The organism is Streptomyces sp. MZ04 (genome assembly GCF_004684775.1).
In the GTDB taxonomy this organism is placed as follows: Bacteria; Actinomycetota; Actinomycetes; order Streptomycetales; family Streptomycetaceae; genus Streptomyces.
In genome coordinates this window covers 1-11,109 of sequence record NZ_SRIC01000267.1, presented here as the reverse complement: position 1 = coordinate 11,109, position 11,109 = coordinate 1, and the positions used below count along the sequence as shown (strand labels likewise).

Genomic DNA, 11,109 nt, shown 5'->3' with positions numbered 1-11,109 from the left:
CCCCCACCCACCCGGCTGCGGGGCAATCGGGCGGGAAAGGCCTGTTCGGTGAGCCGGGGCTGCGGGTTCAGACGTCCCGCACCCCCGGGCGGAGCCCTACGCCGCGCTTCGGCGGGACGGGCCGCCTCGGCCGCCGCCGCCACCGCGGCGGGGACGGCCACCGCCGCCACCGGTGGCGGAACCGCCGCCGGTGGACCGAGGCTGGCCCTGGCCGCCCTCGCCCCGGGGGGACTGGGACCCGCCCGAGCGAGCGCGCCGCTGCCCACCACCCTGGCCCGCGGGCCGACGCCGCCCCCTCTGCGGAGCAGCCTGCTGCTGCGGGACCTCGATGACCACCGGCACACCGGACGGCTCCCGCGCACCGGTGATGCGGGTGAGCTCCTCGTCCGACGACTTCACGCGCGCGATGTTCGGGCTGATGTCCGCGTCGGACATGAGACGCGTCATCTCCCGCTTCTCGTCGGGGAGTACGAGCGTGACGACACTGCCGGACTCACCGGCACGGGCGGTGCGCCCACCCCGGTGCAGATAGTCCTTGTGATCGGTCGGCGGGTCCACGTTCACGACGAGGTCGAGGTCGTCGACGTGAATGCCGCGCGCCGCCACGTTCGTGGCGACCAGCGCGGTGACAAGACCGTTCTTGAACTGGTCGAGGGTGCGATTGCGCTGCGGCTGCGAGCGGCCGCCGTGCAGACCGGAGGCGCGCACGCCGTTGGCAAGGAGACGCTTGGTGAAGCGGTCGACGGCACGCTTGGTGTCCAGGAAGAGGATCACCCGGCCCTCACGGGCGGCGATACGCAGCGCGACCGCCTTCTTGTCGGTCTCGTCGGCGACGTACAGAACGTGGTGCTCCATCGTCGTCACCGCGCCCGCGGACGGGTCGACCGAGTGCACGACGGGGTCGGTCAGGAACATCCGGACCAGGCGGTCGATGTTCCGGTCGAGCGTCGCGGAGAACAGCATCGTCTGGCCGCCCTGCTCGACCTGCTTCAGGAGCGCGGTGACCTGCGGCATGAAGCCCATGTCGGCCATCTGGTCGGCCTCGTCGAGGACGGTCGTACGGACCTGCGAGAGGTCGGCGTCGCCGCGCTCGATCAGGTCCTTGAGACGGCCGGGGGTCGCCACCATGATCTCGGCGCCGCGGCGGAGCGTGCCCGCCTGCTTGGTGATGGAGAGGCCGCCGACCACCGTCGACATGCGGAGGTTCACCGACGTCGCGTACGGCGTCAGCGCGTCCGTCACCTGCTGGGCGAGCTCACGCGTGGGCACCAGGACCAGGGCCAGCGGGGAGCGCGGCTCGGCGCGCCGGCCCGCGGTGCGGGCGAGCAGCGCGAGGCCGAAGGCGAGGGTCTTGCCCGAGCCGGTGCGGCCGCGGCCGAGGATGTCGCGTCCCGCGAGGGAGTTGGGGAGCGTGGCGGCCTGGATCGGGAACGGCTCGGTCACGCCCTGCGCGGCCAGCGTCTTGAGCAGCGCCTCCGGCATGTCCAGGTCGGCGAACTGTTCGACCGCGGGCAGCGCGGGGGTGATGCTCTCGGGCAGCGCGAATTCGCCCTGCACGGGCCTCGCCTTCGCGCGGCCCGGCTTCTTCGCGGCGCCCTTCGCCTGGCCGCCGCCGGCCACCGGGGCCTTTCCGCGTGCGTTCGTGGAGCGCCTGCGGGCAGGACGCGCAGGGCGGTCGGAGCGATTCATACGGAAATGCCTTCCTGGACCTGGTGACAGCACAAGCCGGGACCCGCACCTTTCGGGTGCGGGCCCCGGCTAAGAGGTTCGCGTGCTACGACGATCAGGCGGGAACGATGTTCTCGGCCTGCAGGCCCTTCTGGCCCTGCGCGACCTCGAAGGAGACCTTCTGGCCCTCGACGAGCTCACGGAAGCCGGAGGACGCGATGTTCGAGTAGTGGGCGAAGACGTCGGGGCCGCCGCCGTCCTGCTCGATGAAGCCGAAGCCCTTTTCCGAGTTGAACCACTTCACGGTGCCAGTTGCCATGTCAATCTCCTAAGACAGGGGCAGAGTACGGATGCCCGCGGTTTTGCGGATATCCCAGCGCTGCAATGACCCCCACCCCGGAAAGACCGGTAAAACAAACAATGCGCCTTCGGAGCATTCCCGTCAGGCGCACATCATGTTCATGGGTACCAAAACTGCAACACATAACGATAACACGCCCACGGGCGGCCCTTGTTCCGGACCGCCCGCGTGACCTGCGCCACTTCCCTCACTCAGGCCCCACTCCGGCCCCACTCCGGCCTCATTCCGGCTGCAAGGCCGCCCGCCGTGGCAGCGCCAGGCACAGCACCGCGCAGAGCGCGAAGCCCGCCGCCACCCAGGGCATCGCCGCACTGAGCGCCTCGGTCGGGCCCGACGATGCGTGGTCGAAGAACACGGTGCCGATCAGTGCCGCCCCCAGGGCGCCGCCGAACTGCTGAGCCGTCGAGAAGATCCCGGACGCCCCGCCCGCGATGTCGGCGGGCACCGCGGAGAGGACCACGTTCACCAGCGGTACGACGAGGAATCCGAGCCCGGCACCGGCCACCACGAGGCCCGGCACCAGCGGCCACGCCCCGGTGTGCCGCTCGCTCGAGGCGGCGACCGCCGACCAGACCCAGGCGAAGCCGCCCGCCATCATCAGCGAACCGGCGACCAGGACCAGCCGCCCGAACCGCACCGCGAGCCGGTCGGCGACCGGCGCGGTCAGGAAGCCGCCGACGGAGAACGCGACGGTCACGACGCCGGCCTGCATCGGGGTGTAGCCCTCGCTGCCCTGCAGCCAGATCGCGAAGACCAGGAAGAAGCCCTGCATGCCAAGGGCGAAGAGCAGCTGCACGACGACGCCCACGGAGAAGGCGGGCAGCCGGAAGGCGCGGGAGGGCAGCAGCGGGACGGTCGTGTGCGAGCGGCGCCTGCCTTCGACGACCGCGAGGCCGACGAGCGCCGACACGCCCGCCGCGACGCAGATCCAGCCCCACAGCGGCCATCCGTTGGCGCGGCCCTGGACCAGCGGCAGCACGACGGCGACGAGTGACGCGGCGAGGACGAGACTGCCGAGGACGTCGGGGCGCCCGGCGGACCGCTCGCGCGTGGCCGGCACCAGGAAGAGCCCCGCCACGAAGGTCGCGGCCGCCACGGGCAGGTTCACCAGGAACACCGAGCGCCAGCCGAGGCCGAAGAGGTCCGCGTCGGTCAGTACGCCGCCCAGGAGCAGCCCGATCGCGGACGCGAACCCCGCCACGGCTCCGTACATCCCGAAGGCCGCACCCCGCTCCTTGCCCTGGAAGAGCGTCCTCAGGGAGCCGAGCACCTGCGGCATGAGCAGGGCGGCCATGACGCCCTGCACGGCACGCGCGGCGACCAGCCGGCCGGGCGACTGGGCGATCCCGCAGCCCAGGCTCGCGAGGCCGAAGCCCGCCGTGCCGGTCAGGAAGAGGACCTTGCGGCCGTACCGGTCGCCCAGGTGCCCGGCGACGATCAGCGTCGCGGCGAAACCGAGGAGGTACGCGGAGACGATCCACTGCAGGGCGCTCTCGGACGCTCCGAGGTCGCGGCCGATGGACGGGATCGCGACATTGACGATCGTCACGTCGAGCAGGTCCATCAGCGCGGCGACCATCATCACGGCGGCGGCCGCCCAGCGTCGGGGGTGGGGTGTCGTGCCCGTGGTGGGCGGATCGGTGGCGAGGGTCGCTGTCATGTCGGCTCCAGGGGCTCCGGGGGTGGGCCGCGGATTTATTTCGTTCGGCCTAACGAAAGACTTGCACGGGCCGGAAGGTGATCACAAGCCTTTCGTTCGTCCGAACGAAATATTTGCTAGGCTCGTTCCATGAGCGGCAGCAGCAGCGGCACGGGCGGCGACAAGACCGAGGCCAAGACGAGGGCCGAGGCCCCGAAGGAGCGCACCGACGCCGTGGAGCGCCTCACTGCCGCGGGGCGCGAGAACAGCGCGGCGACGGTGATGTTCCACTCCGCCGTCGCCGCCCGGCAGGGCCTCAGCGCCACCGAGAGCAAGACCCTCGACCTGCTGGAGCGCGGCGGGCCGCTCACCGCGAAGGAGCTGGCCGCGCGGACCGAGCTCGCCCCGGCCTCGGTGACCGGCCTCGTGGACCGCCTGGAGGGCAAGGGCTTCGTCCGCAGGGTCAAGCACCCCACCGACAAGCGGCGGGTGCTCATCGAGATCCGGCGCGAGAAGCTGGCGGACCTGGCCGCCGTCTTCGAGGACTGGAAGCGCGAAGTGGACGAACTCTGCGAGGAGTTCACGGTCGCCGAGCTGGAGACCGTGATCCGCTTCTTCCAGGGGGCGACCGAGCGCCAGCGCCGGGCCACCGCCCGGCTCGCCGAGTAGCGGAGCAGCGGACGCCACAAGGGCCCATACGGGGCACTCTTTACATCGCGGTGACACCTGTCACCCGCGAAAGTAACGCCTCGTCAGATAGTCGCCGCACACGCCTTCCCCACGCACGGACGCCCCGCTACCTTCGACCAAACAATCGCTTGGTTGGTTGAACGACGAGTGGCCATGAGCGACCGCTACCGAACGGAAGGCGGCCCCACATGCACATCGCCCGCACGCGCACAGCGGTCGGCGTCGCGATCTCCGCGATCGCCCTGGGCACCCTGCCCGCCTGGGCGGCCCACGCCGAGCCCACGGCCGCCGAGCGCGGCACCGCCCGGCACGCCCCGCACCATCCCCGCCCCGCATCCGACGGCGTACACCAGATACCGCTCCAAGGAGCCGTCAACGTAAGAGACTTGGGCGGCTACCGCACCTACGACGGTGACCGGGTCCGCTACGGCCAGGTCTTCCGTGCCGACGCCCTCGCCAAGCTGACCGACGCCGATGTCGGCACCCTCGCCAAGCTCGGCCTGAAGAAGGTCATCGACTTCCGGGTGCCCGCGGAGGTGCGGTACGACGGCACCGACAAGCTGCCCGCCGGGCTCACCGCGACCTCCCGTGCGGTGAACGACAACGGTCTGTTCACCATGCTGATGACCGTGATCGGCTCCAAGGACCCCGTCAAACAGGAGGAGATGCTGGGCAACGGCAAGGCCGACGCCTTCATGCGCGACGTCTACCGCACCTTCGTCGCCGACGGCACCAACCGCGCGCAGTTCGCCGCGACGCTGCGCGACATCGCACACGGCGGCGACGCGGCACCGCTGCTCTACCACTGCACATCGGGCAAGGACCGTACCGGCTGGACCAGTTATCTGCTGCTTCGCGCCATCGGTGTCCCCGAGCGCGCCGCCGTGGGCGACTATCTGGCGTCCAACACCTATCGGGCCGCGTACGACGCGAAGGTGCGCGAGAGCCTGAAGCAGAGCGGGATGATGCAGAACCCCGATCTGCTGATCCCGCTCCAGGAGGTCCGCACCGGCTATCTGGAGACGGCGCTCGACGAGGTGAAGAAGGAGTACGGCAGCCTCGACGGCTATCTGCGCAAGGGGCTCGGCCTCGACACCCGGACGATTCTCGCGCTGCGCGAGCGGATGGTCGACTAGAGCGCATGGTCGACTAAGACGAAGTGTGCGCCGCGCGGGCGCGGGGGTCAGCCGACGATCCCCCGCGCCCGCGCCGCCACGAGCCGCATCGGGAACTCCCCCAACGGGTCCGTCAGCCGGCGGTTGCCGCGATGTCGTCGACCGCCGCCCAGCTGAACGTCATGGCCGGGCCGATCGTCGCGCCCGGTCCCGGATACGTCTCGCCCATGACGGCGGCCGAGCAGTTGCCCGAGGCGTACAGGCCCGCGATGGGCGTGCCGTTCTCGCGGAGCACGCGCGCGTGGGCGTCGGTGACCAGGCCGCCCTTGGTGCCGATGTCGCCGGGGTGGACGGGCACCGCGTAGAACGGGCCCTTGTCCAGGGGGGCGAGGTTGGGGTTCAGAAGCGTCGGGTCTCCGTAGTAGCGGTCGTAGACGCTGTCGCCGCGGCCGAAGTCCTCGTCCCTGCCGGTCGCCGCGAAGCCGTTGAAGCGTCGCACCGTGGCCGGGAGTCGGGGAGCCGCGAGCTTCGCGGCGAGTTCCTCCAGGGTCGGGGCCTGGTGGAGGAAGCCGTTCTGCGTCCACCTCTTGGGGAAGGACTGGCCGGGGAAGAGGCCCGCGAAGATGTAACGGGCCTTGGAGCGGGCGTCGAGGATCAGCCAGGAGGGGACCGTGGTCGCCTCCTCCTTGTCGGCGGCGTACAGGGCGTCCACGAACGCGTGGTACGGGGCCGCCTCATTGGCATACCGCTCCCCCGCCGCGTTCACGATCACCATGCCGGGGATGCCCCGGTCGGCGACCAGGAAGAACGGCTTCTCGCCGGGCGGGCAGAGCGAGGGGGCGCCCCATACCTTGTCCAACAGGTCGGTGGCGGCGCCCAGTTCCTCGCCCAGGCGCAGCGCGTCGCCGACCTGGCCCTCCGAGGAGTGGGTCCAGGCCGTGGAGGTGGGCGCGGGGAGGTGCTTCTCGCGCAGCTCCTGGTCGTGCGAGAAGCCGCCCGAAGCGAGGACCACGCCGCCGCGCGCGCGGATCGCCTGCTCCTTGCCGTCGCGGACGACGCGGATGCCGGTGACCCGGCCGCCTTCCTCCACCAGGCCGGTGAGCGGGGTGCTCAGCCACAGGTGGCCGCCGAGCGTCGCCATGGACATCCGCATGCGGGCGATCAACGCCTCGCCGAGGGAGAGCAGTTGCTGCCCTCTCGCCAGCGCCTTGGCCGCGCGCATCCCGACCCGCAGCGAGCGCCGGCGGCCCGCCCAGGTCCGGCTGACCATGTTCAGGAAGCGGAAGTCGTACGACGTCATGGTGAGCCCGTACGTGGGCAGTCCGGCCCGGCGCATGGAGTGCCGCAGCGGGCCGAGCCGCTTGAAGTCGACGATGCACGGCTCGATGGAGCGGCCCTGCGCCATGCCGCCGAGCGCCTCGGGGAAGTAGTCCGCGTACCCGGGTGTGTACATGAAGCGGATGTCGGTCCTGTCGTGGAACTCCCGGACCATGCGGGGCCCGTGTTCCAGGTAGGCGTCCTTGCGCTCCGAGGGGACGCGGTCGCCGACGGTCGCGTCCAGGTAGGCGCGGGCCTTCTCACGGGTGTCGCCGAGGCCCGCGGCGTCGAGGTGGAAGTTGCCCGGCACCCAGATGGCGCCTCCGGAGAGGGCCGTCGAGCCTCCGTAGAGGTCGGTTTTCTCCACGACCAGGGCGGTCAGGCCGCGCAGTCCCGCGGTGACGGCGGCGGCGAGGCCCGCGGCGCCGGAGCCGACGATCACGACGTCGTACTCGTGGTCCCAGTGCGGTTCTTCGGATTTCTGCTGCGTCATGCGAAGACTCCGGTGGCGTAGTCGCTGCGGAAGTAGAGCAGGGGGGTGCCGTCCTCGCGGGCGGTCAGGCCGAGGACGCGGGCGGTCACCACGTAGTGGTCGCCCGCTTCGTGGACCGTCTGCAGTTCGCAGTCGACGGTGGCCAGGGCGCCCGCGATGCGCACGGCGCCCTGGGCGGACGCCTCCCACTCCACGCCCGCGAACTTGTCCGGGCCCCTGCGGCCGAGCGCCGCGCAGACGTCCCGCTGTTCCTCGGCGAGGATCGAGACGCCGAACCTGCCCGCGCGCCGGATGCTCGGCCAGCTCGTCGAGGACGTACCGACGCAGAGCAAAACCAGCGGCGGGTCCAGGGAGAGCGAGGCGAAGGACTGGCAGGCGAGGCCGGCCGGCGCGCCGCGCTCGTCGAGCGAGGCGACGACGGTGACGCCGCTCGCGAAGCGGCTCAGCACATTCCGGAAGTCGGAGGAGTTCAGCTCGGTGGAGTTCAGCTCGGTGGAGTTCAGCTCGGTGGAGTTCAGCTCGGTGGAGTCCAGCTCGGTGGAGTCCAGCTCGGTGGAGTTCAGCCGTTCCACTGGTGGCCCCAGAAGCTGTCGGAGGTGATCTCCTTCGCGGTCCAGGTGGCCGGATCGACGATCAGTCCGTCCCAGCCGTACTCGACCTGGAAGCCGCCCGGCGCCTGTGCGTAGAAGGACACCATGTGGTCGTTGGAGTGGCGGCCGAGGGTCGAGGCGATCGGGATGCCCGCCCGGTTCATCCGGTCCAGGCAGAAGCCGACGTCGTCCAGGCGCTCCACCTCGACCATGAAGTGCACGATGCCGGGCGGCAGCGCGCCCGGGTAGAGGCCGAGGCTGTGGTGGCGGGCGTTGGGGCTGAGGAAGTTCATCCAGTAGAAGTCGTGGCCCGGCGCGCCGGTGGGCACGGCGACGGGCGGCAGCTTCATGCGGTCGCGCAGCTGGAAGCCCAGCAGGTTCTCGTAGAAGTCGACGGCCTCGTCCATGTTCGGTGCGGGCATGACGACATGGCCGAGACCGAGGCCGTCGCCGGTCACGAAGCGGTTGCCGTACGGGGCGGCGAGCGGGGTGTGGTCCTGGGCCTGGCCCCAGTAGATCTCCAGGGGGTTGCCCGCGGGGTCCGCGCAGTGGATCAGGCCCTGCACGCGGCGCTCGGCGAGGGTCGTCTCGTCGGCGGGCTTGACGGCGACCCCGGCGGCTTCGAGTTCGGCGGCGGCCTCGGCGAGCGCCTTGGCGTTCGCCACCTCGAAGCCCGCCGAAAGGAGCCGGTCCTGGCGTCCCGCGACGAAGGAGAAGCGGCGGATCCGGTCGTCGATACGGACGTTGAGGACGCCGTCCGAGGAGTCGGCGCCCTCGGCCATGCCGAGGATGCCGAGGACGTACGTACGCCACTCGTCGAGCTTGGCCGTCTCGATGCGCAGATAGCCGAGGGAGCGGATGTCCATGGTCACAGTCCTCTGGGTCGTCTGAACCGAGTGGTCTCAGTGCGAGAAGAAGTCGATGGCGAGGCGGTTGAACTCGTCCGCCTTCTCGGTCTGCGCCCAGTGGCCGCAGTGCGGGAAGACATGGAGCCGGGCGTCCGGGATGGCCTTCAGGGCGAGCAGGCCGCCGTCGAACGGGTTGACGCGGTCCTCGCGGCCCCAGGTGAGCAGCGTGGGCCGGGTGATGCGGTGGGCCTCGCGCCAGAGCAGGGTGTCCTGGGGCCACTTGGCGAAGGACGCCGCCATGCGGGCGTTGCCGACGCGGGCTTCGGGGTCGACGGCCTGGGCGTACCGCTCCTCGACGAGCTCGTCCGTGACGATCGAGGGGTCGTACGCGAGGGTCGTCAGGAAGGTCCGCATCTGCTCGCGGGTCGGCTCCGGGCTCTGGCTGAACTCGAAGAGCCGCTTGATGCCCTCGGTCGGGTCGGCGGAGAAGAGGTTGAGGGAGATCCCGCCGGGACCCATCAGGAGCAGCTTGTCGACCTTCTCCGGGTGGTCGAGCGCCATCCGGGTCGCGGTGCCGCCGCCGAGGGAGTTCCCGATGAAGTGGGCGCGGGCGATGCCCAGTTCGTCCATCAGGGCGGCGACCTTGCCGGCCGCGTACGAGAAGAAGTCCTGGTGGAGCTCGGGCTTGTCCGACTTGCCGTAGCAGGGCTGGTCGATCAGGAGCGTACGGAAGTGCTCGGCGAAGACCGGCAGGTTGCCGCCGAAGTTGGACCAGCCGGAGGCTCCGGGGCCGCCGCCGTGCAGCATGATGACGACCGGCGCGTCGGGGGATGCCGGGCCCGCCTCGTGGTAGTGCAGGGTCAGGTGCGCGGCCTTGACGGTCTTCGAGGTGTTCTCGTACGTCACATGCGACGGAGTGGTGATCACAGCATCGTGTCCTGGATGTCGAGGCCGAGTGCGCTCTGCCCGAAGAGGACGAGGGCCCGCTCGGGGTCGTTGGCGGCGTGACCGCGGCCGTTGTGGACGTCGCGCCAGGCGCGCTGGACGACGTGGGGTCCGGTGCGCATCGCGCTGCCGCCCGCGTTCTCCATGAGCAGGTCGACGGCGCCCACGGCCCGCTCGGTGGCGAGGACCTGGTCGCGCCGGGCACGGGCGCGCAGCGGCATCGGCAACTCCTCGCCCCGCGCGGCCAGTTCGTACAACTCACTCACATTGCGCGAGAGTTGGAGCCAGGCGGCGTCGATGTCACTGGCCGCGCGGGCGATCCGGAGCTGCGCGAAGGGGTCCTCGGCGACCTGCTGGCCGTAGGAGACGCGGAACCGCTCGCGGGTGGCGGCGACATAGCCCTCGTACGCGCCCTCGGCGATGCCCACGATGGGGGTCGCGATGGTGGTGGTGAAGACGGTGGCGTACGGAAGGCGGTAGAGGGGCTCGGGGTTGATCTCGTGGCCCGGGACGTCGAGGGCCGTCACGGGGCCGAAGCTGAGCGCGCGGTGCTCGGGCACGAACACGTCCTGGCAGACGATGTCGTTGGAGCCGGAGCCGCGCAGGCCGACGGTGTCCCAGACGTCGTCGATGCGGTATTCGGAGCGCGGCACGAGGAAGGTCCGCATGTCGACGGGGCGGCCGTCGGCGTCGGTGACCAGGCCGCCGAGCAGCGCCCAGTCGGCGTGGTCGCAGCCGGAGGAGAAGCGCCAGGTGCCGCTGATGGTGAAGCCGCCGTCGACGGCGGTGACCTTGCCGGTCGGGGCGTACGAGGAGCAGATGCGGGTCGCCGGGTCGGCGCCCCACACCTCGTCCTGGGCGCGCGGGTCGTAGAGCGCGACATGCCAGGGGTGCACGCCGACGACGGAGGCGACCCAGCCGGTGGAGCCACAGGCCTTGGCGATCTCCTTGACGGCGGCGTAGAAGAGCGTGGGGTCGGCGGCGAGACCGCCGTACGCCTTGGGCTGGAGGAGGCGGAAGAAGCCGGCCTCCTCCAGTTCCTTGACGGACGTCTCGGGCACCTTGCGTGCGGCCTCGGTCTCGGCGGCTCGCTCCCGGAGCGCCGGGGCCAGGGCGCGGACCGCCTGGAGGACTTCTTCTGCGGACTGCGCTGACTCGTCGCTCATGCGGGTCCCCTCTCGATGAGCTCGGTGTGCGGGTCCGAGGACCGTACGAGGCGGTGTTCCGAAACGAAATACCGGGCTCCCACTGAGCGGGAACGGACCCTCGGCGGCGCACCTGCCGCCCCTCCTCCCCCTGCCGCCCTCCGCCGCGCTCCGCCGCGCTCCGCCGCCCTCGGCCGCCCTCGGCCGCCCGGAAATCGCATCGCACGCTTCGCCCACCGTTCACCACCGCGTCACGTGCCCCCTCCGTAATGAAGGAGTTGTCTGTACAACATGTGGC

Annotated in this window: 10 protein-coding genes; 2 read left to right on the top strand and 8 right to left on the bottom strand. The window is 71.0% G+C overall.

Annotated elements, in window-relative coordinates:
• Positions 1–96: 96 nt before the first annotated feature.
• The 3 genes from E2651_RS34965 to E2651_RS34955 form a co-directional block, all read right to left on the bottom strand.
• Positions 97–1,689, bottom strand: coding sequence for a DEAD/DEAH box helicase (locus E2651_RS34965; RefSeq protein WP_135335283.1), 1,593 nt, complete (start codon positions 1,687–1,689; stop codon positions 97–99).
• A 94-nt stretch (positions 1,690–1,783) separates the two neighbouring features.
• Positions 1,784–1,987, bottom strand: a complete 204-nt coding sequence (locus E2651_RS34960) for a cold-shock protein (protein ID WP_135335282.1) — start codon at positions 1,985–1,987, stop codon at positions 1,784–1,786.
• A 262-nt stretch (positions 1,988–2,249) separates the two neighbouring features.
• The gene (locus E2651_RS34955; RefSeq protein ID WP_135335281.1) at positions 2,250–3,689 is read right to left on the bottom strand and encodes an MFS transporter; all 1,440 of its coding nucleotides are present in this window, start codon (positions 3,687–3,689) and stop codon (positions 2,250–2,252) included.
• A gap of 129 nt (positions 3,690–3,818) precedes the next feature.
• Here E2651_RS34955 and E2651_RS34950 point away from each other — a divergent pair, with 129 nt between their 5' ends.
• Positions 3,819–4,337 carry a MarR family transcriptional regulator gene (locus E2651_RS34950; RefSeq protein WP_135335280.1) on the top strand — a complete coding sequence of 173 codons (519 nt, stop codon included), beginning with the start codon at positions 3,819–3,821 and terminating at the stop codon, positions 4,335–4,337.
• 209 nt (positions 4,338–4,546) lie between these two features.
• On the top strand, positions 4,547–5,494 hold the full coding sequence (locus E2651_RS34945) for a tyrosine-protein phosphatase (RefSeq protein WP_135335279.1): 948 nt from the start codon (positions 4,547–4,549) through the stop codon (positions 5,492–5,494).
• Between the two features lie 112 nt (positions 5,495–5,606).
• On the opposite strand, the gene E2651_RS34940 is transcribed toward E2651_RS34945, so the two are convergent.
• Genes E2651_RS34940 through hsaA form a run of 5 tightly spaced genes read right to left on the bottom strand, consistent with a single transcriptional unit; the run spans position 5,607 to position 10,832 of the window.
• Positions 5,607–7,283, bottom strand: coding sequence for an FAD-dependent oxidoreductase (locus E2651_RS34940; RefSeq protein ID WP_135335278.1), 1,677 nt, complete (start codon positions 7,281–7,283; stop codon positions 5,607–5,609).
• Positions 7,280–7,855 carry a flavin reductase family protein gene (locus tag E2651_RS34935; protein ID WP_245239426.1) on the bottom strand — a complete coding sequence of 192 codons (576 nt, stop codon included), beginning with the start codon at positions 7,853–7,855 and terminating at the stop codon, positions 7,280–7,282. The genes E2651_RS34940 and E2651_RS34935 overlap by 4 nt, the downstream gene beginning before the upstream one ends.
• On the bottom strand, positions 7,843–8,739 hold the full coding sequence (locus E2651_RS34930) for a VOC family protein (RefSeq protein ID WP_135335277.1): 897 nt from the start codon (positions 8,737–8,739) through the stop codon (positions 7,843–7,845). The genes E2651_RS34935 and E2651_RS34930 overlap by 13 nt, the downstream gene beginning before the upstream one ends.
• A gap of 36 nt (positions 8,740–8,775) precedes the next feature.
• Positions 8,776–9,648, bottom strand: coding sequence for a 4,5:9,10-diseco-3-hydroxy-5,9,17-trioxoandrosta-1(10),2-diene-4-oate hydrolase (gene hsaD / locus E2651_RS34925; protein ID WP_245239425.1), 873 nt, complete (start codon positions 9,646–9,648; stop codon positions 8,776–8,778).
• Entirely contained in the window at positions 9,645–10,832 is a 1,188-nt protein-coding gene (gene hsaA / locus E2651_RS34920) for a 3-hydroxy-9,10-secoandrosta-1,3,5(10)-triene-9,17-dione monooxygenase oxygenase subunit (protein ID WP_135335276.1), read from the bottom strand. The genes hsaD and hsaA overlap by 4 nt, the downstream gene beginning before the upstream one ends.
• Between the last annotated feature and the right edge of the window lie 277 nt (positions 10,833–11,109).

Excerpts from the sequence above, each read along its gene's own strand:
- E2651_RS34960 (WP_135335282.1), bottom strand. The coding sequence starts at position 1,987 with ATGGCAACTGGCACCGTGAAGTGGTTCAACTCGGAAAAGGGCTTCGGC.
- E2651_RS34930 (WP_135335277.1), bottom strand. The coding sequence starts at position 8,739 with ATGGACATCCGCTCCCTCGGCTATCTGCGCATCGAGACGGCCAAGCTC.
- hsaA (WP_135335276.1), bottom strand. The coding sequence starts at position 10,832 with ATGAGCGACGAGTCAGCGCAGTCCGCAGAAGAAGTCCTCCAGGCGGTC.
- E2651_RS34950 (WP_135335280.1), top strand. The coding sequence starts at position 3,819 with ATGAGCGGCAGCAGCAGCGGCACGGGCGGCGACAAGACCGAGGCCAAG.
- E2651_RS34945 (WP_135335279.1), top strand. The coding sequence starts at position 4,547 with ATGCACATCGCCCGCACGCGCACAGCGGTCGGCGTCGCGATCTCCGCG.
- E2651_RS34940 (WP_135335278.1), bottom strand. The coding sequence starts at position 7,283 with ATGACGCAGCAGAAATCCGAAGAACCGCACTGGGACCACGAGTACGAC.
- E2651_RS34955 (WP_135335281.1), bottom strand. The coding sequence starts at position 3,689 with ATGACAGCGACCCTCGCCACCGATCCGCCCACCACGGGCACGACACCC.
- E2651_RS34965 (WP_135335283.1), bottom strand. The coding sequence starts at position 1,689 with ATGAATCGCTCCGACCGCCCTGCGCGTCCTGCCCGCAGGCGCTCCACG.